The 24,686-nt window shown below is 53.9% G+C and carries 19 protein-coding genes; 11 read left to right on the forward strand and 8 right to left on the reverse strand.

The annotated features are described in order from the left end of the window. Positions 1-19: 19 nt before the first annotated feature. From lpxC to TH30_RS18465, 6 genes are all read left to right on the forward strand, one after another. The gene (lpxC, locus tag TH30_RS18440; protein WP_114099576.1) at positions 20-988 is read left to right on the forward strand and encodes a UDP-3-O-acyl-N-acetylglucosamine deacetylase; all 969 of its coding nucleotides are present in this window, start codon (positions 20-22) and stop codon (positions 986-988) included. A gap of 279 nt (positions 989-1,267) precedes the next feature. Continuing rightward, positions 1,268-2,053 (forward strand): outer membrane protein assembly factor BamD, encoded by a 786-nt coding sequence (locus tag TH30_RS18445; protein WP_404969467.1) that lies wholly within the window; start codon positions 1,268-1,270, stop codon positions 2,051-2,053. Positions 2,054-2,312: 259 nt separating this feature from the next. Continuing rightward, positions 2,313-3,983, forward strand: a complete 1,671-nt coding sequence (gene recN / locus TH30_RS18450; protein WP_114099578.1) for a DNA repair protein RecN — start codon at positions 2,313-2,315, stop codon at positions 3,981-3,983. A gap of 49 nt (positions 3,984-4,032) precedes the next feature. Then, the gene (gene ligA, locus TH30_RS18455; protein ID WP_114099579.1) at positions 4,033-6,132 is read left to right on the forward strand and encodes an NAD-dependent DNA ligase LigA; all 2,100 of its coding nucleotides are present in this window, start codon (positions 4,033-4,035) and stop codon (positions 6,130-6,132) included. Between the two features lie 30 nt (positions 6,133-6,162). Next, positions 6,163-6,555 carry a hypothetical protein gene (locus TH30_RS18460; protein WP_114099580.1) on the forward strand — a complete coding sequence of 131 codons (393 nt, stop codon included), beginning with the start codon at positions 6,163-6,165 and terminating at the stop codon, positions 6,553-6,555. Between the two features lie 8 nt (positions 6,556-6,563). After that, entirely contained in the window at positions 6,564-7,112 is a 549-nt protein-coding gene (locus tag TH30_RS18465) for a thermonuclease family protein (protein ID WP_114099581.1), read from the forward strand. 25 nt (positions 7,113-7,137) lie between these two features. Here the strand turns inward: TH30_RS18465 and TH30_RS18470 are convergent, their stop codons facing one another. After that, the gene (locus TH30_RS18470; RefSeq protein WP_114099582.1) at positions 7,138-8,163 is read right to left on the reverse strand and encodes a DMT family transporter; all 1,026 of its coding nucleotides are present in this window, start codon (positions 8,161-8,163) and stop codon (positions 7,138-7,140) included. 140 nt (positions 8,164-8,303) lie between these two features. Between TH30_RS18470 and TH30_RS18475 the strand changes: the two genes are divergently transcribed. Beyond that, entirely contained in the window at positions 8,304-9,209 is a 906-nt protein-coding gene (locus TH30_RS18475) for a LysR family transcriptional regulator (RefSeq protein WP_114099583.1), read from the forward strand. A 79-nt stretch (positions 9,210-9,288) separates the two neighbouring features. Here the strand turns inward: TH30_RS18475 and mgrA are convergent, their stop codons facing one another. Together mgrA and TH30_RS18485 are read right to left on the reverse strand one after the other, a co-directional pair. Further along, positions 9,289-10,341, reverse strand: a complete 1,053-nt coding sequence (gene mgrA, locus TH30_RS18480; protein WP_114099584.1) for an L-glyceraldehyde 3-phosphate reductase — start codon at positions 10,339-10,341, stop codon at positions 9,289-9,291. Between the two features lie 170 nt (positions 10,342-10,511). After that, a complete protein-coding gene (locus tag TH30_RS18485) occupies positions 10,512-12,536 on the reverse strand; it encodes an aminopeptidase P family protein (RefSeq protein ID WP_114099585.1) in 2,025 nt (674 codons plus the stop codon). A gap of 267 nt (positions 12,537-12,803) precedes the next feature. Here TH30_RS18485 and TH30_RS22020 point away from each other — a divergent pair, with 267 nt between their 5' ends. Both TH30_RS22020 and TH30_RS18495 read left to right on the forward strand, forming a co-directional pair. Then, a complete protein-coding gene (locus tag TH30_RS22020; protein WP_147252051.1) occupies positions 12,804-12,995 on the forward strand; it encodes a hypothetical protein in 192 nt (63 codons plus the stop codon). Positions 12,996-13,189: 194 nt separating this feature from the next. After that, complete coding sequence (locus tag TH30_RS18495; RefSeq protein WP_114099587.1) at positions 13,190-13,927, forward strand: SDR family oxidoreductase; 738 nt, start codon at positions 13,190-13,192, stop codon at positions 13,925-13,927. 8 nt (positions 13,928-13,935) lie between these two features. Here TH30_RS18495 and TH30_RS18500 read toward each other — a convergent pair whose 3' ends face one another. The 4 genes from TH30_RS18500 to TH30_RS18515 all read right to left on the reverse strand — a co-directional run bounded on the left by TH30_RS18500 (position 13,936) and on the right by TH30_RS18515 (position 22,303). Further along, positions 13,936-17,514 carry a PAS domain S-box protein gene (locus TH30_RS18500; RefSeq protein ID WP_181850401.1) on the reverse strand — a complete coding sequence of 1,193 codons (3,579 nt, stop codon included), beginning with the start codon at positions 17,512-17,514 and terminating at the stop codon, positions 13,936-13,938. A 19-nt stretch (positions 17,515-17,533) separates the two neighbouring features. Then, positions 17,534-18,619, reverse strand: coding sequence for an HD domain-containing phosphohydrolase (locus TH30_RS18505; RefSeq protein WP_114099589.1), 1,086 nt, complete (start codon positions 18,617-18,619; stop codon positions 17,534-17,536). 370 nt (positions 18,620-18,989) lie between these two features. Then, positions 18,990-19,871: a 50S ribosomal protein L11 methyltransferase gene (locus TH30_RS18510; RefSeq protein WP_114099590.1), complete on the reverse strand. Its 882-nt coding sequence runs from the start codon at positions 19,869-19,871 to the stop codon at positions 18,990-18,992. A 77-nt stretch (positions 19,872-19,948) separates the two neighbouring features. Further along, positions 19,949-22,303: an ATP-dependent helicase gene (locus TH30_RS18515; protein WP_114099591.1), complete on the reverse strand. Its 2,355-nt coding sequence runs from the start codon at positions 22,301-22,303 to the stop codon at positions 19,949-19,951. A 193-nt stretch (positions 22,304-22,496) separates the two neighbouring features. On the opposite strand from TH30_RS18515, the gene TH30_RS18520 reads away from it, so the two are divergent. Beyond that, positions 22,497-23,297, forward strand: coding sequence for an EF-hand domain-containing protein (locus tag TH30_RS18520; protein ID WP_114099592.1), 801 nt, complete (start codon positions 22,497-22,499; stop codon positions 23,295-23,297). Here the strand turns inward: TH30_RS18520 and wecB are convergent. Further along, positions 23,287-24,405: a non-hydrolyzing UDP-N-acetylglucosamine 2-epimerase gene (gene wecB / locus TH30_RS18525; RefSeq protein ID WP_114099593.1), complete on the reverse strand. Its 1,119-nt coding sequence runs from the start codon at positions 24,403-24,405 to the stop codon at positions 23,287-23,289. The genes TH30_RS18520 and wecB overlap by 11 nt on opposite strands. On the opposite strand from wecB, the gene TH30_RS22170 reads away from it, so the two are divergent. Then, positions 24,310-24,594 (forward strand): hypothetical protein, encoded by a 285-nt coding sequence (locus TH30_RS22170; RefSeq protein ID WP_181850403.1) that lies wholly within the window; start codon positions 24,310-24,312, stop codon positions 24,592-24,594. The two genes, wecB and TH30_RS22170, sit on opposite strands and share 96 nt — an antisense overlap. Positions 24,595-24,686 lie beyond the last annotated feature (92 nt).

Genomic DNA, 24,686 nt, shown 5'->3' on the forward strand with positions numbered 1-24,686 from the left:
ACCTGATTTGGGGGTTCCTGTGAACAACATTTCCGACCTTAGTTCTGCTTTCGCGCAGACAGGCGTTTCCGATGACGATTATGTGCGTCAGCGCACATTGAAATCGTCCATCGGCTGTGCGGGCGTCGGACTGCATTCGGGTCACAAGATCCGGATCACATTGCACCCTGCCCCGGTAAATCATGGCATCGTATTTCGCCGCACGGATCTGGAAGACCAGCCGTTATTCCCGGCACGTTACGATGGCGTGATCGATACCCGTCTATGCACCTGCCTTGGCGATGCTTCCAAAGGCATCAAGATCGGAACCATCGAACATCTGATGGCCGCCCTTGCCGGATCGCGCATTGATAACGTCCTGATCGATATTGATGCCGACGAAGTTCCGGTAATGGATGGCAGCTCCGCACCGTTCAATTTCCTGATCGATTGCGTTGGCATCGAAGAACAGAATGCCCCGCGTCAGGTCATCGAAGTCCTGAAACCGGTTGAAGTCGAATATAACGGCTGCACCGCACGTGTTGAGCCCGGCCACGGTTTTGAAATCGACTTTGAAATCGACTTTGCCAGCAAGGCGATTGCCAACCAGCGCATGAATGTCAAATTCGATGATGGCGTTTTCGTTGCCAATATCTCGCGTGCGCGCACCTTTGGCTTCCTGCACGAAGTCGAAGCTATGCGCTCTGCGGGTCTGGCCCGTGGCGGCTCGCTTGACAATGCTGTTGTGCTGTCGGGCGACGAAGTCATGAACGAAGAAGGCCTGCGCTACGAAGACGAATTCGTGCGTCACAAGATTCTTGATGCGCTGGGCGATCTTTATACCGCTGGCTTGCAGCTTCAGGGCAAGGTAACCGCCTATAAGTCCGGTCACCATGTTAACAACCTGCTGCTTCAGGCGTTGCTGGCAGACGAGACCGCCTATCAGGTTGTCCCGATGCCCAAAACCGCGCTGCACGGTGTTGCGGCCCCGGTTCTGGCGACCGCCTGATTTCGCCTTAAAGCATTGGCGACAGATACCAGATCAATCGTAAATGGCGGCCCAACGGGTCGCCATTTTTGTTTGGTCGGGCTAATTTCTGAACGCAGATCAACGCACATGACCGCAGGCACACATAAAAGTCGTTATTTGGCGACACAACTACTTGCCCAACCACGCCCTTCACATGATATAGTCCGCCGGATTTTCTCGTGAGTGCGTCACAAAATTCAAGGATAGGTCCCAGTGCTTAGTACCGTTCGCGCCAAACAGATCATTGCAACTTGTGGCATGGCCATTCTGCTTGCTGCCTGCTCAAGCAATGAGGCACCGGAATATATCGAACGTCCGGTTTCCGAACTGTATAATGGTGCGCAGGACCTTCTTGATGCCAAGGAATATCAGAAGGCCGCAAAGGCGTTTGACGAAGTCGAACGCCAGCATCCCTATTCTGTCTGGGCGACCAAGGCGACCCTGATGTCGGCTTATTCGTACTATCAGGACAACAAATATGATGATGCCATCAACGCACTTGATCGCTTCATCTCGTTGCACCCGGCAAACCCCGATGTGCCCTATGCCTATTATCTCAAGGCATTGTCCTATTACGAACAGATTTCCGATGTCGGTCGCGATCAGCAGATGACCCAGCATGCGATGGATGCGCTTGATGATGTTATCCGTCGTTTCCCTGACAGCAAATATTCCCGCGACGCCAAGCTGAAAAAAGACCTGACGGTCGATCACCTTGCCGGCAAGGAAATGAGCGTCGGTCGCTATTATCAGGATCGCCAGGAATTTCTGGCTGCGATCAATCGCTTCAAATCGGTCATAGAAACCTATCAGACCACCACGCACGTACCCGAGGCACTGGCACGTTTGACCGAATGCTATCTTGCGCTGGGTCTTGAGGGTGAGGCAAAGCGTACCGCTGCTGTACTGGGCCATAACTTCCCGGGCAGTGAGTATTACAGCGAATCCTACGACCTTCTGGTTGGCGGTGACGGTACCGGCCCTGAGCGTACCGAAGAAAGCTGGTGGGACTCAGCAACCAAGTCGGTCTCTGATCTGTTCTGATCAAGGTTGCCTCAAACATCCGGCCAATATCAGGTTTTCTTGACATTCGGGGCAAAACACCAATAGAACACAACAGGAACAAATTGTAATTAGGTCCTGTTTTAAAACCCTTTTGACCTGAACCCGCAAAATGGGAAACTTTGATCATGTGCGGGCTCTTGCAACACTTGCAAGGCGGGTCGGTATTGGGCACTCTGCAAGTCGAAAAGATGTTTGACCAAACTGTCTGCAGCCCCGTTAACAACATCAGTACCCAGAAATGCTTCGACGCCTCAGCATTCGGAATGTAGTCCTTATCGACAAGCTGGATCTTGATTTCCACGACGGGCTTAGCGTCCTGACGGGTGAAACCGGTGCCGGTAAATCCATTCTGCTTGATTCGCTGGGGCTTGCACTGGGTGCACGCGCCGATAGCGGCCTTGTCCGCCATGGTTGTGACAAGTGCAGCGTGACAGCAACCTTTACCATGCCTCAGGGACATCCGGTTTTCGGGCTTCTGGCCGATCAGGATATCGATCTTGAAAGTGAAGAACTGGTTGTCCGGCGTGTCGTGACTGCCGATGGCCGGTCGCGTGCCTATGTGAATGATCAGTCGGTTTCCGTTGGCCTGTTGCGCGATGTCGGCAATTACTGTGTGGAAATCCAGGGTCAATTTGATCAGCATGGGCTGCTTGATCCGACCACGCACCGCGCGACCCTTGATGCTCATGGCAATCTTGGCAATCTTGCCCTGACGGTGCGGGATCACTGGCGGGCCTGGCGTGAAACCCAGAAAGAACTGAACGCGGCGCGCACACGCATCGACAAGGCCCGCGAAGAAGAAGAATGGCTGCGCCATGCCGTGGACGAACTTGAAAAGCTCGGCCCCGAAGAAGGCGAGGAAGAACGTCTTGCCGAAGAACGCCAGTTCCTGATGCATGGCGAAAAGCTGGTTGCCGCCCTTAACGATGCAGGCAATGAACTTTCGCGCGGCAAGGGTGCGGAAAGTGCCCTTCGCGGTGCGCAGCGGTGCCTTGAACGCGAACTTGAAAAGGCAGATGGCCGGTTTGAACCGATCATCGAAGCACTTGATCGTGCCGCAATCGAACTTGAAGAAGCCAACCGGGCGATTTCAGCAACCCTTGCCGATCTCAATGTCGATACCGGCCATCAGGAAAATGTCGAGGAACGCTTGTTTGCCCTTCGAGCTGCGGCCCGCAAATATAACGTTCCTGTTGATGGGCTAAATGCCCTGATGAAAGATTTCAGATCACAGATCGACCAGCTTGAATTTGGCGAGAAGGAACTCTCGCGCCTTACGGCTGCGGTTGGTGAACATCGCAAGGCCTATATCGAGGCAGGCCAGAAATTGCATGCTGCGCGTCGCGAAGCCGCGGCCAAACTTGATGGCGCGATTAATGACGAATTGCCCCCCCTTCGCATGGAAAAGGCGCGTTTTGTCACCGACATAGAAGAACTCGATGAAAACGAATGGGGCATTGATGGCATTGACCGGGTCCAGTTCACCGTGGCCACCAACCCCGGAAGCCCGCCCGGCGCGCTAAACAAGATCGCATCGGGTGGCGAACTTTCCCGTTTCCTGCTTGCGCTTAAGGTCGTGCTGGCCCGCGTTTCGGCTGTGCCCAGTCTTGTCTTTGACGAAGTCGATAGCGGTGTTGGCGGTGCAACGGCGGCCGCCATCGGGCAGCGCCTGCATCTGTTGGCACAGGAACGCCAGATTCTGGTTATCACCCATAGCCCGCAGGTGGCTGCACGCGGGCGCACACATTTCTATATTGCCAAGCGCGAAACTGAGGGCACCATGGTCACTCGCGTTGATGCGCTGGTCGACGGTGCCCGGCGTGAGGAAATTGCCCGCATGCTTGCCGGACATTCCGTCACCGCCGAGGCACGCGCTGCTGCCGACAGCCTGCTGGAACAACCCAATTAAAACCCGGCATCAAATGCCGAACCCACTTTGAATACGGAACAAAAAGAATATGAACGCCGAGCATGCGTCAAACACGTCCAGCCTTCCGGAAATGCCCGCCACCAGTACCGAGGCGCGCAAGCAACATGCCGAAATTTCCGAACGCATTCGTTCCTTTAACGAAGCCTATTACGTTAATGACGAACCGCTGGTCCCTGATGCTGAATATGACGCGCTGTTCAATCGCCTGATCGAACTGGAATCGCACTATCCGACGCTTAAGAAAAACAGCCCGACACAGGAAGTCGGTGCCGCCCCGGCTGACGGCTTTGCCAAGGTCAGGCATTCGCGCCCGATGCTGTCGCTTGGCAATGCGTTTTCGCGCGAAGACATTGTTGATTTCCTTGCCCGTATTCGTCGTTTCCTGAACCTGACCGCACACAGCCCGGTCGAGGTTGTGGGTGAACCAAAGATTGACGGTTTGTCGCTTTCACTGCGTTACGAGGGCCGCAAACTGGTCACCGCCGCCACCCGTGGCGACGGATCGGAGGGCGAAGACGTTACCGCCAATGTCGCTCATATTGACGACATCCCCAAAACCCTGCCCGACGATGCGCCCGATGTGGTCGAAATCCGCGGCGAGGTTTACATGGCCCGTTCGGCCTTCCAGAAATTGAACGAAACACAGGCCGAAACCGGGGGCAAAACATTTGCCAATCCGCGCAATGCAGCAGCCGGATCGCTTCGTCAGCTTGACCCGTCAATCAGTGCCAAACGCCCGCTTCGCTTCTTTGCCTACAGCTTTGGCGAGCTGTCAGAAAGCCTTGCCCAGACCCAGTGGGATTTCCTTCAGAAAGTCGATGGCTGGGGCTTTGTGATTAACCCGCTGACGCGTTTGTTAAATGATGCCGATGACATCATGACGTTTTATGAGGAGCTCGGTAAACAGCGCCCGGACCTTGATTACGACATCGATGGCATTGTTTATAAGGTCAATGATTTCGAACTCCAGCTGCGTCTTGGTTTCGTCAGCCGGTCACCGCGCTGGGCAGTTGCCCACAAATTCCCGGCCGAAAAGGCCCGCACACGCCTGAATGCCATTGATATCCAGGTTGGGCGCACCGGCGCACTGACCCCGGTCGCCCGTCTTGAACCGGTCACGGTTGGTGGCGTTGTCGTATCCAACGCCACGCTTCATAACCGCGACGAGATCGAACGCCTTGGCGTTCGGGTTGGCGATATGGTCGTTATTCAGCGCGCTGGCGATGTCATTCCGCAGGTGGTTGAAGTCATTTTGGACGAACGCCCGGAAGGCACGGTTGACTACGCCTTTCCCGGTACCTGTCCCAAATGTGGCAGCCACGCCATGCGCGAAGAAGGCGAAGCCGTTACGCGCTGCACCGGTGGCCTTATTTGCCCGGCACAGGCGGTCGAACGCCTCAAACATTTTGTATCACGCAATGCCTTTGATATCGACGGCATGGGTGCGAAAAATATCGAAAGCTTCTTTGAACTGGGGTGGGTGAAGTCGCCAGGTGATATCTTCCGGCTTGAAACCGACCATGGGGACGCCATCAGAAAGCTTGAAGGTTGGGGGGACAAATCGGCAGCCAAGCTGTTTGACGGCATCAATGAACGCAAGACCATCGGGCTTGACCGGTTTATCTATGCGCTTGGCATTCGCCAGATCGGACAGGCAACGGCCAAGCTTCTTGCACGCCACTATGGATCGGTTGCCGAATGGCGCAGTGCAATGATTGCGGCCAATCAGGCCGATAGCGATGCCCTTCGTGAACTGATCAATATAGATCAGATCGGGCCGGGTGTGGCCAAGGACCTGATTGAATTCATGGCCGAGGACCATAACCTTGCCGTTCTGGACGATCTGCAGGCACAGCTTGACATCACCGATGTCGAGGCTCCCAGTGTCTCTGACAGCCCGGTAAGCGGCAAGACGGTTGTCTTTACCGGCAAGCTTGAGCTGTTTTCACGCAACGAGGCCAAGGTCAAAGCCGAAAGCCTTGGGGCGAAAGTAGCGGGTTCGGTTTCGGCAAAAACCGATTATCTTGTTGCGGGACCGGGTGCCGGATCCAAATTAAAGAAAGCAGAAGAATTAGGTGTTACTGTTCTTGATGAACAAGGATGGCTTGATCTGATTGCCGCCGAATGACGCGGACCATGACCGAAGGGATGCCTGCCGATGGAAGATCTAGGAAGTTTTTTTCACCGCTATGTCGATGCGCATCTCAAGCTCGAAGAAGACGCGCTTGATGAGTTTTATCACTTCCCCTGCCTGATCAACGATCTGTCCGGCGTCCATGCAATTGCAAAGACGGATGATTTGCACAAATATCATCAGTCTTTCTTTGAAGAGCTCAAGAACGCCGATCTGGCCATGGCAAAATCGATGGTGATCGAACAGCATTCCGCCCTTCCGGGCGGGGCGCGGGCAATTGTGTCCTTCCGCTTTGGCAATTCGGAAAACAATCTGATCTTTGATTGCGACTATGCCTTTGCCCTTCTCAAACAGGAAGAAAAGTGGAAAGTCGTCTTCGCCCAGCTTGATGAAATCCGCTATAGCGACCTGTATTGAGGTCCTTGATGCCCTTTGCCGGAAGACGTCCGATCCTTCCAGTCCTGGTGCTTATCCTGATCCTTGCACCCATGCTTGCCAAGGCCGATCCCGATTATGAAACCCTGTCGGGGCCGGCACGGGCCATTGATGCCGATACGCTTGAGTTCGGGTTCAAGCGCATTGATCTTTGGGGCGCGGATGCGATGAACCGTTTTCAGAAATGCATGGTGAATGGTCAAAGCACGGCCTGCGGGGCCGAAGCATGGCAAGTCACCACCAATCTTCTGGTTGCGACACCGATCGCCTGCGAAGTGCGGGGCAAGAACCGCTATCACCGCAATATGGCGGTATGCCGAAATGCCAATGGTGTCGATATTGGTCAAAGCCTGATTGCGCGTGGCATGGCCGTCGCACGCCCGGACCAGATGCCCGAATATGTCCTAATCGAAGACCGCGCCAAACAGGGTAAAACCGGTATCTGGGCCGGACAGTTCATCGATCCGTTGAAATGGCGCCGGGGTGAACGTCTGCCCGAACATGAAACTGAAGTGCGCCGCTGGCAGCGCGACAACTGATACCACCCGTCCCGTCAGTCAGGTTTCAGGACTTGGCGTTCGATGCAAATGGCCGCGCCAGCAACCGCCCTAACCCCGCCAGACTGACACTGTTTTTCAACGATGCGACGCCAAGTGTCACAACCGCAAAACCGATCATCTGTGGAAGCGTCAGTATTTCACCCAGAAACAGCCACGCTGCAAAGAAGGTCATAGCAGGACCTGACAGCGATATCAGTGACGCCTGTGTCGCCCCGATCCGGCGGATACCCTCATACAGCAGGAAGAACGGGATCACCGTACAAAAGATCGAAATCCCTGCCGTCCACAGAACCCCGTTAACATTAAGATTCAATGGCTTTTGCACGACCAGCTCATAAAGAACCATCGACATACCGGCCATCGTGTTGATCAGGGCAGCAAAATGCATCGATCCGATGGTTTTGATCATGCTCTGTCCGAAATAAAGATACAGGGCATAGGTCAGCGCCGATCCGAACGCCCATGCAGCCCCGTACCACAAGCTGCCTGACACCATGTCAAACCCGTCGGGTGCCAGAACCAGCATCAGCCCGCCATAGGTCACGACAAAGCATATCACCTGACGTATTGGCGGGAACCGGCCCTTGTGGATTGCTTCAAGGATCATCACCACAGCAGGGAAGGTAAACAGAACAATCCGCGATACCGTCACGTCAATCAGCGAGACTGCCGTGAAATCAAACAAAGCGGCAAGAAAGAACAGCCCGCCATACAAACCACCCCATGCCAGATCGACCGGCTTCATTTTCCGATCACCCGGCCGGTTCTTGCCAAACATCAAGACGCCCAGCCAAAAGAACGGCATCGCGATCAGAAATCGCAACAACAACAATCCGTCAACCGTCATGCCCGTCGCATAGACGAACTTCGCCAGCAACCCCTTCATGGCAAGTGCGAGGGTCGCCAGCAACACAATCGTCAGGGCCGAGCCAACCGGCTTTTCCGTGCCTTGTACCTTTGGCGCGGGGGCGTTTGATGGTTCAGCCGTCGCGGGTGATGCAGCAGCGTCGGCCTGGGGCTGTGATGTCATGGTGGTCTCCGGTCCTCTCCTGCGCAGCATAGTCACCCGCCAGCTGTCATTATTCAAATCGAATTAATTGCTATCAGATATCAGCTTTGGCTATATCTTGGAGTATCACATCGACTTTGCCGCAATCAGGATTGTCTTTTATGGACATCAAACAGCTCAGAAGTTTCGTTCATATTGCCGAACTTGGCAGCCTGTCGCGCGCAGCAGAACGGCTCAACCTGTCACAGCCCGCACTCAGTCGGCAATTAAACCTGCTGGAAGAAACGCTTGAGACCAAACTTCTCGATCGTACCGGCCGGGGCGTAAAACTGACCGAGGCAGGACAGATGCTGGCCGAACGTGCGCGCGTCATTCTGGCTGATCTTGCCCGTCTCGAAGCCGATCTGACCGCACGCAGCAGCAAAGTCACCGGCCATGTTCATGTTGGCGTCCCGCCAAGTGCGGGGATTGTGATTACCGGTGCGCTGATCGAACGCCTGCGCGCGCATTTTCCTGATCTCAATATTTCGGTCGCTGAAGACCTGACCGGCGATGTGCAGGAAGGGTTGCTGTCGGGACGTCTTGATATCGGGATTTTGCATGACGGCATGATTTCACGCAGTCTGCATGCTGAACCATTATGGCGCGAAGATCTGTTTCTGATTTCTCATCCGACACAGGTCGGCGAGCAGGAAACCGAGATCGCCTATGAAGATGTCTTGTCCCTGCCCCTGATCATGCCGACAAACCGGCACGGGTTGCGCGCCAAGATGGAAGAAGCAGCCTTTCGCGCCGGTCGCCCCCTGACCCCGGTGGTAGAGGCAGACGCATTGCGTGTACTTGTTGATCTGGTCCATCGCAATGTCGGGCATACAGTCTTGCCAAGAAGCTCGTTGGTTATGGAGCTGTCAACAGGACGCCTCAAGGCACGCCGCGTTGTCAGCCCGCAACTTTCACGTACGGTCATGCTGTCATGGCTTCATGACAGACCTCTTAGTGCCGGGGGCAAAGCAGTTGTTGATACCCTGCGTGATCTGGCCGGCACCATGCCAATGGCAGAAAAATAACCTGTGTCCACCGGATAAAACAAAACCCCGACTGAATTACCGGTCGGGGTTTTGTCTGTTTACATGTTTTGTCCAAAAATCAGACCGGAGCCTTGCTGTCTGAAGACTTCTGCCAAAGGTTCAGTCCGCCATCGGCTGCATATTTGTCGATTTCGGCCAGTTCATCTGCACTGAATTCAAGGTTATTAAGTGCATCCAGGCTGTTATCAAGCTGCTGAACATGACGTGCACCAATCAGCGCCGAGGTGATTTCCGGGCGGCGCAACACCCATGCAATCGCCATCTGGGCCAAGGTCTGACCGCGGCGTTCGGCAATGGCGTTCAGCGCACGAACACGATCAAGATTTTCTTCGGTCAGCATGCCCTTCTGGAACGAACCTTCAAGGGCCGCACGAGATTCCGAAGGAACCCCGTTCAGATACTTGCTGGTCAACAGCCCCTGAGCCAACGGCGAGAAAGCAATACAGCCCATACCAAGATCAGACAGGGTATCAAGCAAGCCACCCTCGACCCAGCGGTTCATCATCGAATAGGACGGCTGATGAATGACACAGGGCGTACCAAGATCCTTGAGGATGGCGTGTGCCTCGCGGGTCATTTCCGGTGAATAGGACGAAATCCCGACATAAAGCGCCTTGCCCGATCGCACAATCTGATCAAGTGCCCCCATGGTTTCCGCAAGTGGTGTGTTGGGGTCAACACGATGGGAATAGAAGATATCGACATAATCCAGCCCCATGCGCTTGAGGCTCTGGTCAAGGCTGGAAATCAGGTATTTACGTGAACCCCATTCGCCGAACGGCCCCGGCCACATCCGATAGCCGGCCTTGGTCGAAATGATCAGTTCATCACGATGTTTTTTCAGATCCTGGCTCAGAACCTTGCCAAAGTTTTCTTCGGCCGATCCCGGAGGCGGGCCATAGTTATTGGCCAGATCAAAGTGAAACACACCACGATCAAAGGCCCGGCGGACCATGGCGCGCTGGGTCTCATAGACATCCACACCACCAAAATTCTGCCAAAGGCCAAGAGTGATTTTCGGCAGCATCAGGCCGCTATTGCCACAGCGTGTCCAGGTCTCATCGTCATAGCGGTTGGGGTTTGCCATCCACTGCGCTTCGACTTCAGCCATGTCTTCCTCCTGTTATCAGAGGCGGTTTCATATTCCGCCTTTTTTTGAATCGATCCAATACCTATTCTTTAAGGCATTCCGGTTCGCTTGTCAGTGCACTAAACATCAAAAAGCCGCCCCGAAGAACGGGACGGCTTGTCTTTTTCACATCATGGCAAAGACCGCACCGCTCACGCGACTTTCTTTTTGATCGGCGCGGTTGCGTTTTGCAGCCATTCGCGATGATCGTCATCCAGATCGTCGGCATACATGGCGTAAACCTGCGCGTGGTAATCGTTAAGCCACTGCAGTTCGTCTGTTGTCATCAATTCCGGATCAATCAGTTTGCGTTCAATCGGCGAGAAGGTAAGTGTTTCAAAACCAAGCATCTTGCGATCTGCACCAATCGGCGCATCGATTTCGCACACAGCAATCAGGTTTTCGATACGGATGCCATATTCGCCTTCTTTATAGAAACCCGGCTCGTTTGAAAGAACCATGCCCGGTTTCAGGGCAATCGTATTGGCTGCCTTGGAAATACGCTGCGGGCCTTCATGCACACCAAGATAACTGCCAACGCCATGCCCGGTGCCGTGATCGAAATCAAGCCCGGCTTCCCAAAGCGGCATGCGCGCAAGGGTATCAAGCTGCTGTCCGGTGGTGCCAACCGGGAAGATCGCACGCGCGAGCGCAATATGCCCCTTAAGCACGCGGGTAAAGCGATCACGATGTTCCTGGGTCGGTTCACCGACAATAGTGGTACGGGTGATGTCGGTCGTGCCGTCAAGATATTGCCCACCCGAGTCAATCAGGAAGATTTCACCCGGTGTCAGTTTGCGGTTGCTTTCCGGCGTATTGCGATAATGGCAAAGCGCCCCGTTGGGACCACTGCCCGGAATGGTTTCAAAGCTTGAATCACGGAACAACGGATCTTCTGCACGCAGCGAAAGCAACTTGTCCGCAGCTTCGCGTTCATCAATGCCGCCATCAATTGCGGTTTCATCAAGCCACTTGAAATAACGGATGATTTTTTCACCATCGCGCTTGTGGGCTTTACGCGAACCTTCAAGTTCTACCTCGTTCTTGCAGGCTTTGGGCAGGGCGACCGGGTCGCGCCCGACACGCACCGTCGCACCGGCCTCGGCAAGCTGCATGCGAAGCCAGTCACCGGCCGTTGCCTCGTCGAGACGAACTGACTGATTGCCCATTGCCTTAAGGGCATCGGCAAGCTCACCCGGCGCACGAACGGTTGCTTCATCGCGCAGCCAGACAGCAGTTTCTCTGGCAAGCTTGCGTTCATCCATGAACAACTCAACCGAAGCATCGCCATTAATGATCGCATAACCAAGCGCAAGCGGAGTTTGCGGCACATCGGCCCCACGAATGTTCAAAAGCCAGGCAATGCTGTCAGGCGCAGACAGGATTGCGCTGTCACAAGACAGGCGCGATAAAAGACCTGCGATCTGGGCGCGTTTATCCGCACTTGATTTCCCTGCATATTCCAAAGGATGCGGGCGGACCGGGCCAAGTGGCATGGCAGGCTGATCACGCCAAAGCGCATCAATCGGATTGGAGTCAATCGCAATCAGTTCTGCACCGACACCTTCGCAGGCAGTCCGCAAATGGTTTGCCTGCTGCACGGTATGAAGCCACGGATCATAGGCCAGTTTCTGACCGGATTTCAGATTGTCATGCAGCCAGCCGACCACCGGCTCATCGACCAGATGACGATATTCAAACAAATCACGATCGACCTGCTGGCGGACCTGAATGGTGTAACGCCCGTCAACAAATACGGCAGCCTTGTCTGCCAGAACCACCGCGGCCCCCGCCGATCCGGTAAAGCCAGTCAACCATGCCAGACGTTCGGCACGGGCGGGAACATTTTCACCCTGATGTTCGTCTGCGCGCGGAACGATGAAACCATCGACACCCTTGACCGCAAGATATTTGCGAAGTGCTGCAATACGCTCAGCCGGATTAAAATCGGCCTTGGCGGTTTTGAACAATCCTTTGCGCTGATCGCGCAGAGCAAACAACGCGGCCTTGAGTTCTTCACTCGGGCGCGCGCAAATCAGATCAATCCAGTCGGTTCGCGTGTCACCATCGGCGGCCGCAAGCACGCCGTCAATCAGGGCAATGACAGCGTTAACATCCTTGTCGACATTATCGCGTTCCAGAAGGGTCGCGAGTTGGGCATCACCGGGATTGGTCATAAACGTCCTCGTTTTCTTGTGTGGGGCAGATGGAACCAGGGTCAGAACCCTATGTAAGGGTTATTGCCGATTACGCGCAAGCAGCAAAGATATTTTGCATATTTTATAAAATTATCCCTTAAATCGGAAAATCAGGTTCTCCACATGCGTCACAGGTATGAATGCGTTGCAAGCTTCGCAATGCAAATTAGTCAAAGATTAACTTATTACATCTCCGTGACAAAAAGATGGCCCGTCGGGACGTCAATTTGCAGGAGACCATGAACGGTGATCCGTTTTCCTATTACTGCCCTAAGTGTTGTGCAATCGCGTCGTCGTCAGACGGCCTATGATGGCCTAGAGCGCCTGACCCTTGGTCGCAAAGCCGCGCTCGGTCTTGATACAGGCCCTGCCCATCTGGCAGACGATGATACGGACCGGTCCCCAACCGGTTCCGAAGACACCAAGGACAAGGAATAAAGGATCAGTCCCGCCCGGAATGGTTGGATGCCAATGGCGAAGCGCAGGATCACGGTTCATGATCCTTGCGGTCTTTTTTGTCTTTTCCCTCTGAGACGGCCCTGCTCCTCCACAGCAGGGCCGTTTCTTTTTGACCAATTCCGTTGATCCACACCATAGTAGCCTCAAAGCGTCACATCGCCCTGGGAGGAACCATGCCAAAAACAATTCTGATTACCGGCGGATCACGCGGGATCGGTCGTGCAACTGCTGTCCTTTTTGCACGTCAAGGCTGGAATGTTGCCCTCAGTTTTGTTGGCAATCAGCAAAGCGCTGATGAAACCTGTGCTTTGTGTGAACGCGCCGGGATCACCGGCAATGCCTTTGCACGCAAATGCGATGTCCGCGACGAAACCAGTGTTGTGAATTTCTTTAATTCAGCCCGCGAACGTTTCGGGTCAATCGACGGGGTTATCAATAATGCCGGGATTGTCGCCCCCAAAAGCGCGCTTGCCGACATGGATATCGAACGTATGAAGAATGTGTTCGACACCAACGTTCTCGGCGCCTATCTGGTTGCCCGCGAAGCAGCCCGCACCCTGCAATCCGGAGGCTCGCTCGTCAATGTCTCGTCGATAGCCGCCAAGCTCGGCTCGCCAGGCGAGTATGTTGATTACGCCGGTTCAAAGGGGGCAATTGATACCCTGACCATCGGCCTTGCCAGGGAACTCGGCCCCAAAGGCATCCGCGTCAACGCCGTTCGCCCCGGTATCATCAATACAGAAATCCACGCCAGTGGCGGACGACCGGAACGGGTTGTCGAACTTGGCCCCGCCTGTCCATTGGGACGTCCGGGCAAGGCCGATGAAGTCGCGCAAAGCATCTATTGGCTGACTTCAGATGCTGCATCCTATGTCACCGGATCAATCATTGATGTTTCAGGTGGCCGCTAGGATTCTGCTCAAAGCTGGTCGGACTGATGGGCCTCATCACTATTGCGCTCCGTGGAAGCCTTGTCCTTGCGACAGGTTGCCGCCAAGGCATCATGAAGTTCGACCACATCAACGGGCTTTGCGAGAATACAGTCAACATCAAGCGCCTTGTACGCAGAGATAATCTCGTCTGACGCATAGCCTGTCATGACAACAACCGGAATATCACTGCCATTTGCACGCAATGCTTCGACCAGTTTGACACCGGTCATGCCCGGCATTGTCTGATCGGTCAGAAGCCCGTCAAACCTTGCATCCGGCGCCGTGATGGCCGCAATGGCATCATCTCCGTTGTGGAAAGTCTCAACACTATAACCGATCCGCTCGAGCATCCTTGAACAGAGCTTGAGGTTCTTTTCCTCGTCATCAACAACGGCCAGATGTCCACTGGCACGGGTTATCTCGCTGCGTAAGGTGTGCTCACCATTTTCATCTGTGCGACCAAGCTCCGGCAACAAAATAGAGAAACGTGTTCCCTGCCCCAAACGGCTATAGACCGTAATCTCGCCCTTGTGACCGGCAATGATCCCGTGAACCGTCGAAAGGCCAAGTCCCGTTCCCTTGCCCGGTTCCTTGGTCGTAAAGAACGGATCAAAGATTTTCTTTGCCGTTTCCGGGTCCATGCCGGTTCCGTTATCAATCACGGAGATCCGGATATAAGGCCCCGGCGCCAGAAGCGGATGCATTTCGCCACTGTCGTCGGTCAGTTCAAATGGTCCGGCTTCAATCCGTATTTCACCCTGTTCGCCAACGGCGTGATAGGCGTTGGTGATCAGGTTCATCAAACACTGGTCAAGCTGGGTGGCATTGCCCAGAACGGATTTTGTTTCCGGAGCAATTCTGGTGACCAGCGACACACTTGAGGGCAAGGACCCCCGCGCAAACCTTACAGCCCCCTTGATCATCGTCGTAACATCAATCGGGGATCTTGCTGTTTCGGAATTACGGCTAAAGGACAGGATTTGCTGAACGAGATCACGGGCACGTTTGGCCCCGTCCCGAATCTCTGTCACATCATCACGCAAGGGCGAATCTTCCGGCAAATCGCTATAAAGCAATTCGGCGTAGCCACTTATCGGCTGCAGTATATTGTTGAAGTCATGGGCAATGCCACCGGCCAGAACCCCGATTGTCTCCATGCGTTGTGAATGTCGAAGCTGTTGTTCGAGCTTTTCACGTTTGCGATCAGACAACATGCGCTGCAATTCGGCCGATGCACGTGATGCAAAAACACCGACAATCGACCGTGCCAATTCCGGATCGGTCAGAGGCTTGTCTGAAACGGTCACGACCACACCGATTGGCTGACCGGAACTATCATAAAGAGCAGCCCCCACATAACCGGCAACCATGATTTCAGTGACAGGGGGAACACCGGGCATGACTTCCCTGAAGTTGTCTTCGCAGACAAAAACGCCGTCTTTGATCACCCTCTCGCAGGCGGATCCCTCGAATTCGAAATCAAGTCCGCCAATGTTCCGGTCGGGGGAATAATAGGCGACTGATTTGACCCGTCCACCGGTGACTTCCGCGACATGGCAATAGGCCATGCCGAGCGTCTCACACAGTACTTTGGTCAGATTATCGAAGAAACCCGATCCGATCTGATAACGTACGCCGCGATAAATGGATTCCAGCGTTTCCTGATAGCGTTCGCGTTCAGTGACATCGAGTGCGAAGCTCGCAATGCAATCAAGCTGACCGTTTGAATCAAAGATCGGGCTTTCATACCATTCGCAAATGATCCTGCCGCCATCCCGCCGAAGGTTGGTGAACCGGTTGTTCACGCTGCTTCTTGTCTGCATGAGTTTGTCGACCAGCGCCCCTAGCCGATGGCGTTCGTTTGCCGGCACCAGCATTTCAAGCCGCCGCCCGACCAGTTCACCTGCGGCATAGCCGAACATCTGGCACGCCGTTTCATTGACTTCGATAATGGTTCGGTCAGGTTTCCAGTAAAACACCCCGATCTTTCCATTATCAAAATGCGCACGCAATCTGCGCTGATTGGCTTCAAGGTCACTTTTGGCCCGTTCAAGATCGGATCTGTATCGAATGCGCTCGGTCACGTCCCGGCCACTGATACGGATCCCCATATTCGATCCGTCAATATCGACAATCGGTTGCCATGACAGGGCAATACCAACTCTTTGACCGTTTTTGTGCAATCCGGTGAATTCCTGGTCACTGCCAGAGAGTCCCGAAAGTCCTTCTTCGATATAATGGTGCACCCGATCACGATCTTCCGGCGCGACAAAGGGCAACGGATAATCTTCAATATTCATGCACTCGGCAACGCTATAGCCCAGAACACGTTCAATCGCCGGATTAACCCAAAGGAGCTTGCCGTCAGACGAGATCCAGCTTTCCCAGTCATATGTGTAATTCGCCACAGCCTCGAAGCGACGACGCGAGAAGTTCAGTTCTTCATCGGCTTCCATTAACGACTTGATCCCGGTCGCAGCAGCAAGCAACCCACCCGCCATATGAGCAAAAACAATCTCGTCAGAGCGCCATGGACGTGGCCGCCCGATCGTTTCAAAGCACAAAACCCCCATCCGCCCGGAAACCGACATCAGTGGCACATCCAGCATCGCGCCGATGTTCAACGGACGCAGATACTGCTCGGAGAATTCGGATGTTCTGGGATCTTCCATCGCGTTTTCAGCATCTATCGCCTGCCCGGTTTCGAGGGCAGCGAAATAACGCGGCAAATCCTTGCGACGCAGTTCAAGACCATCATGTGTCGCCCCGGGATTGGTAACGTCATACAAGCCGACACAGGCAACATCACCATCATCGTTCTGCAACCAAAGACTTGCCCGTTCACAATTCAGAAGTTCGGCAAAACGTTGCAAGGTCGGTCGGAAAGAAACATCCTCGATCCGGTCCAATGACGAGAAATAGCTTGCGACTTCACCCGCGCTGACCCGAATTTGTTCGAGAAACTTTTTCCCCGACACCACTTCATTCTGCGATCGCAGCTGATCAACACTGAGCTGCAGCAATGCCTGACGCATCCAGATCACGCCAACGACAATCGCGGAACTCATCCAGGCATACCCAAACAGCGCCGACACCCAGACCGGCAATGTATGGGGAACAATACCAGCATCGGGAACCAGAAACGCATCGAGCCCGTAAACACGCATGGTCCCGATCGCCATGATGGTGGCAAAACAGAAAAGCGCATATCGCAACGTCGCGCCAAACGGATGGAACACAGCCACCGTCGTAGTCGAGACAATCATCAATGCCATGCCGCTGGCTGGCGAAAACATAACGATATAAAGCAAAGAAAGTGCCGTCATCGTCGTGATGATGACAAGGGCCTTTGTCCTGACTTCAAGCCTGCGCCGTACGACCAGACACGCAACGACCGCCAGAAATACTACAATCTGGATCAGCTCGACCGCCCAGAACTGCTGGCTTGCCTCACGCAGGGAGGAGGCAAGCAGAGCAGGAAAACCGCCAATTGCCATCACCAGAAGCATGAAGTCGGCAATGCGATTGCGGGTTCGGTGCAAAATAACGTCTACGCTCTGGCGCATGGTCTGGACGTCTCCGGGTTTACACCAACTGATCTGGCATGCTGTTAAAAATGCTTTCAAAACGGCTGTGATGCTCGAAAAACAGTCCAAGCAGCGTAGGATCAAACATTTCCGGTACTGTACGACCATCACCCCTTGTGATGATGTCGACAGCTTCAAGATGACTAAAGGGTGGCTTGTACCGTCGAGAACTGCGCAGCGCATCATAGACATCGGCAAGCGACACAATGCGGGCAACAACCGGAATTTCCTTGCCCGACAATCCGGTACAATACCCCGTGCCTTCCCATTTTTCATGATGGTGGCGGGCAATGATCGCGGCCTGTTCCAAAATCGGATTGTCTGATGAACTCAGCATCGCATAACCGATTTCCGTGTGACGTTTCATCACGGCAAATTCGCTGTCGGTCAACGGGCCTTCCTTGAGCAACACCTCGTCTGGTACCCCGACCTTGCCGATATCATGCAGAATACCCGCCAGCCGAATGATCCGCTGGGTCTGCTGATCAAGTCCGGACATCTCGGCCAGCAGTTGTGAATAAAGACCGACGCGAACGCAATGTTCTGCTGTTTCGATATCTCGATACTGCGAAATCAGACTCAGACGATCGACCATTTCCTGTTCGGCGCCACCGAGCTTGCGGGTGATGTCATCAAGCGTCTTTGACTGGCTGACATTTTCAAGTTCAAGTTTGCGGATACGTTCACGTTCCCGATCCCGCTCGGACAAACGGTTCTGTGCAGCCTCAATCGCCTCTTCCAGATCGGCCCGTTCAACAGGTTTATCAAGGAACTCGCGTACGCCCATACGCATCGCGCTTACCGCATCGGCCTTTTCACCGTCGCCCGTCAAAAGAATGAACTCGAAATCGCGTTTGAACTCACCTGTCGCGCGCCGGATCAATTCGAGTCCGCCACATTCCGGCATCCTCAGATCCGAGATCACAAGTCGGAGTGATGCATCGTGCCGAAGCTGATCAAGCGCTTCAATTCCGTTTGCCGCAACCACAACGGAAAAGCCTGCGCGCTCGAGGATGCGGGCAAGAAGTTTACGGATGACCGGTTCATCATCGACAATCAGAACACGATGTTCAGTTTCCGGCATGCACACCCCCTGATTGATTTCGGTATTTTCTAACAGCTCACAAATGAATTTACTATACGTCGGTATGGCATTTCTTCGATTAAAACACTCCCCATACGAGGAGTGTCTCTATACGAATCGCTCAAAACGCACCTAACCCGTTAGAAAATCAGAACATATAAATACAAAGATATAGATGGGACATTTGGGGGACCGATAGCACTTATCCTTTTTGCGGACGGGACAACAGTCATCGGAACGAATCCTGTGAACAGGCACCGGTCATAAACAAAGTGATCGCAAAAACAAAAATGGCCGCCCACAAGGGCAGCCATTTCGATGTTCGAATATCCTGTGAACCCGCGGCAAGCACAATGCCGGGATGTTCAGCCTAGCCGACCAGAAGTGTCGTCCAGTTTTCAACCTTGAACCGCTTGATCAGCGACAAGCCGACTTCACGATAGGCAGACAGAACAAACTGTTCCTGATGCGACAGAAGCCCCGAAAGAACGACAACGCCGTCTTCAGACAGGGTATGGGCCAGATCATGGGCCATCGCACGCAGCGGCCGGGCAAGAATATTGGCGCAGATGATGTCGTAGTAACCCGCATCACGCACACGCGTATCCTGAAAACCGTTGGAATGGATTGCCGTCACCAGATCGGCAATCTTGTTGAGCTTGGCATTTTCCTGTGCCACGCGGACCGACGCGGCATCAATATCGGCCATCATGACCGTGCTACGCCACGTTTTGGCACAGGCCATCCCGAGAATGCCCGAACCGCAACCCATATCAAGCGCATTGTAGCGCGGACCAAGCTTGGCCACCCAGTCAATCGCAGCAAGGCACCCTTTGGTCGTCTGATGCTCACCGGACCCGAATGCCAGACCGGCATCAACCTGAAGACCGAGCTTCGCCACCGGAAGGTCTTCTTCCCAGTGCGAACCATGAACAAAGAAACGCCCGACCGAGATGGGTTTGAAGCTGCGCAGATTTTCGCTGACCCAGTCCTTGGGCTCATATCTTCCGAAAGTGACAACCGGCGCTTCAATGCCAACCGCAGATGCCATGATCGACACCGCCGTTTCAATACCGGCCTTGTCAAACTGCTCGCCAGCAAAGCCTTCAACTTTCCAGGGTGCGCTCGGATCACCGGGACGTTCAAAATGCGAAAGCGCATCGCAATATTCATAAAGCGCTTCGGCAAAGGCTTCGGCATATGCGCCATCAACTTCAAACTGGAAGTTATAGCAAAGAACGGGTTCGGTCATATCGCTTCTCGCTTGTCGGGGCTGCTTGCGGTTGCCGCCCGGTTAGTTCGGTATTCTGTGAATATTTGCACCGGGGCTTACCCCGGCAGAATGAAGCTGTCGACCACTTTCTTTGTGCCAACACCCTCAAAATGAATTTCCAGCTTGTTGCCATCCACCGCACGAACCGTTCCCGGTCCGAACTTCCGGTGACGCACAGCATCACCAACCTTGTATTTCGATGACTTCGAATTGGTCGAATAGCTTGTTTCACCATCCGGCTTAACATCTATCACGTTCTTGCGCACGCGATCCTGCCATCCACTCGATGCAAATTTGCGCTCCGAAGCACCCGAGACCGGATTGCGGTTGGCAGAATTGTCGCTTGCCCAGCTTGGCATCTTCATCCAGTCGTCAGCCCCCCACGCACCGGGCGAATGATTGCCACCATGCCCGCCAAGACCGGTATCACTGATCCGTTCGATATGCTCGTCAGGCAATTCATCGACAAAACGCGATGGCAGGGCCGATTGCCACTGATTGTAAATGCGCCGATTGGCGGCATAGGAAACGGTTGCACGTTTACGTGCACGCGTGATCCCCACATAGGCCAGGCGGCGTTCTTCCTCGAGCCCCTTGACACCGCTTTCGTCCATCGCACGCTGATGGGGGAAAACGCCCTCTTCCCAGCCGGGCAGGAAAACATAATCGAACTCAAGCCCCTTGGCGGCATGCAGGGTCATGATCGTGACTTTTTCCTGCGCGTCATTCTGTTCGTTTTCCATGACCAGCGAGACATGCTCAAGGAAACTGGTAAGGTTTTCGAATTCGCCAATTGCTGAAACAAGTTCCTTGAGGTTTTCCAGACGGCCGGGCGCATCAATCTCCTTGGATGTGCGCCACATATCGGTATAGCCGCTTTCATCAAGGACAGTTTCAATCACCTCGACATGTGAACTTCCTGCCAGCATTTCACGCCAGCGTTTGAAATCGCCCAGAAGCCCGCCGATTGCCTGACGCATCTTGGGTTTGAGTTCTTCGGTATCAATCAGATCACGCGCCGCCGCAGGCAGCGATATTGCCTGATCACGGGAATATTGATGCAGGGTCTGAAGCGTTGCCTTGCCAACACCGCGCTTGGGCACATTCACAATGCGCTCAAAGGCAAGGCTGTCATCGGGTTGGGCAACAATCCGGATATAAGCCAGTGCGTCACGGATTTCCTGACGCTCGTAAAAACGCGGCCCCCCAATAACGCGATAGGGAATGCCAAGCGTGATCAGACGTTCTTCAAATTCGCGGGTCTGGAAACCGGCACGAACCAGAATGGCCATCTGCGATGCCCCGATGCCCTTTGCTTGCAGGGCTTCAATATCTTCCCCCACAAGACGAGCTTCGGCTTCGCCATCCCACACACCTTTGACAAAGACCTTTTCGCCGGTGTCGATTTCAGTCCAAAGCTGTTTACCAAGACGACCATCGTTAAAGGTAATCAGTTTGGAAGCGGCGGCCAGAATATGCGGGGTCGAGCGATAATTCTGCTCAAGACGCACCACCTTGGCACCGGGGAAATCGGATTCAAAACGCAGGATGTTGCCAACCTCGGCCCCGCGCCAGCTATAGATCGCCTGATCATCATCACCGACACAGCAGATGTTGCGATGAACCATCGCCATCGCGCGCAGCCAAAGGTACTGGGCGACGTTGGTATCCTGATATTCATCAACCAGAATATAACGGAACGTATTCTGATACTGTTTCAGAACTTCGGGATGTTGCTGGAACAGCGTCAGGCAATGCAGCAGCAAGTCACCAAAGTCACAGGCATTCAGGACCTTGAGACGTTCCTGATAAAGCCTGTAAAGATGCTTTGCGCCGCCATTGGCAAATTCAACGCTTTCATTGACCCGTTCCGGTGTAAGGCCCTTGTCCTTCCAGCGCTGAATGATCCCCATCAGCTGCTTGGCCGGCCATTTTTTCGGATCTATCTGTTCGGCATCCATGATCTGCTTAAGCAGACGGACCTGATCGTCGCTATCAAGGATCGTGAAGTTTGATTGCAGCCCGATCAGCTCGGCATGACGGCGTAACAAACGTGCCGACAATGAATGGAAAGTCCCCAGCCACCATCCCTCGACCGGACGGCCAAGGGCCTGGGCCACACGTTCCTGCATTTCCTTTGCCGCGCGATTGGTAAAGGTCACGGCAAGGATTTGCTGGGGATGCAGACGTTCAGTCTGGGCCTTGGTTTCAAGCAAGTGCGCCAGTCGCGTGGTCAGAACCCGGGTTTTCCCGGTTCCGGCACCGGCCAATACCAGCAACGGCCCATCCAGCGTTTCCACTGCATCGCGCTGCTCGACATTCAGATTGTCGAGATATGCCGGAGCCGGTGCATCACCAAGACGCATTTCCGGGCTGGCAGCGAATTCATCAATTTCGAACGGATCATCCATCATGGCGGCATATATATCACGCTGTGTTCCAAGGACCAGCCTTGCATCCGATGCGGCCGGTATTTTTTATATTCTGCAACAAAACAGGAACATCGACCAACTGTTTCCCGAACATTGAAAACTTTTTGCGCCAGTTTTCCCGTTCTTCCCCGTGTGTCCAGACAACAACGCAATTCTGAACGAAAGCAGGAAAATGAGCGGTATCAGCGGTATGAGCGGCAGCATCGCCCAAATACTTGGTCAGAACAGCCAAGCTGCGAACTCTTCGAAAAACAGTGAGGGCTCATCAGATATCGAGGCCTTTGGCGGCTTCACACTTTTTGACCTGCAAAGCAGTGCATCAAGCAGTTCCAATGCGATGTCGGAGTTTACATCCCAAAGCGAAGCCGTCACGGGACAGTTATCTGACTCGATCATGTCGATGCTTCTTGAATTGCAAGAAACCAGCACGACAACCGATGGCAATAGCAGCTTTGACGCCCAGCGCCTTTTCTCTGACATGGACTCAGATGGCGACGGCACGCTGACCAAGGATGAATTCTTGGCAGCCCGCCCCGATGATGTAAGCGAAGACATGTCGGAGAACCTCTGGAATGTCATGGCAGGATCGGATGCCGAAAGCATCTCCGAGGAAGATTATCTTGCATCCATCGCGCCCCCATCCGGTTCGGTGACGGCAAACGATGATGACACCGAAACCACGGCCGATAGCATGATCAACGGGATGTTTGCGGCAATGGGCGAAGATGGCACATTTGATCCACTTGATACCAACGAGGATGGCACTGTCAGCCTGTCTGAAATCATGGCTGCCGCCCCGCAGGACGCCACCCCGTCACAAAGCAGCCTGCCAGATAATAGCAGCGAAGCAGAAAGCGAAACCGGCAACATTGAACAGGCTGAGACCTCAGACGAGACCATATCAACCACCGACGGCTTTGATCTTCGCAACGAAACATTTGGCAGCAAACTGATGGCGCAGGTTATTTCGTAACCTTCGCAGCAAGACAGAACCGTTCCAGTTCGATGATGACGCGGGCTGTTGTTGCTCCGTCCCATAACGGGATTTGGCACCTTTGATGCTTTGTGTCCCGATGATCACGAACAAGATCGATTACCGCTGTCGTCAAGTCATCAGGACAGACAAGACGGTTTGTTCCATGGGTTACTGTCATCGGCCTCTCTGTTGACGGCCTGAGGGTCAGACAGGGAATTCCGAGCCAGCTGGTTTCTTCCTGAACGCCACCAGAGTCCGTTAGGACCAATCGCGCATCCTGAACGAGACTTCCGAAGCGCACATATCCCATCGGCGGCAAACACTTTACCCCTGCCTGCTCAAGCTTCGTGATGCCGCCAAGCCGGATCAATTGCTGTTCCGTTCTTGGATGCAAGGGCAGACAGACCGGCAATATCGACGCAATTTCACAAAGGGCTTTAACGATACGGCTCAGGGTGCCGGAGTTGTCGACATTACTTGGACGATGAAATGTCGCAACGACATAGGGTCCGCTATCAAGGCCAAACTTATTGGCGATCTGTTCCCTGTTGACTGCCTCTTTCATCATAACCAGCGTATCGATCATGATGTTACCCACACGCTTGATCCGGTCAGGCGAAATGCCCTCGTTCAAAAGGTTCGTATCTGCATCCGGCGAAGGTGTCAGAAGCAAATTCGCAATATGGTCGATCCTGATCCTGTTGGCTTCTTCGGGAACCTTCTGATCAAAACAGCGCAAACCGGCTTCAAGATGGATCAGGGGAATATGCATTTCAGATGCAATCATGGCCGCCGCCAGCGATGCATTCACGTCCCCCACAACCAGAACCGCATCGGGACGATCTATACGGCACAAGCTTTCATAGCCCGCCATCATCGCAGCAACCGGATCTTGCCCGGCTGCCGCGTCCCATTCAAGAATGTGATCAGGGTCTGGCAAGCCCAAATCCCGCCAGATGTCCGATGACATACCCTGATCGCGATGCTGTGCCATGTGAATGAAAGACGTATGGATCATGTGATGCCCCCGCAATCCATGCCACAGGGGTGCGATCTTCATGAAATTCGGGCGCGCACCCGCAATCAGGTGAAGTTTCATCGCCATCCCACCATCACCATGGGAAATTCAGGTCATCTGACATACCCTAACGGATATGGAGAATTGCACATAACCTTCTTTGGTATCGGTATTTTTTGCCTGAGGCCACGTCAAACGGTGCCTGCAAAGCCGATCAATCCGCAACCTTTAATTTATACTTTTCTTATGAAAATTGAGAATGCTTGGATGGTCTGAAAATTGCTTTGTTTTCTGATGATAAGCATCCGTTGATGGTCACTCATACGTGGTTTGGGTCCTGTCAGCGGTGCTTTGTGCATCCCACAAGA

Source organism: Thalassospira profundimaris (assembly GCF_003326795.1).
Taxonomy (GTDB): domain Bacteria; phylum Pseudomonadota; class Alphaproteobacteria; order Rhodospirillales; family Thalassospiraceae; genus Thalassospira; species Thalassospira profundimaris_C.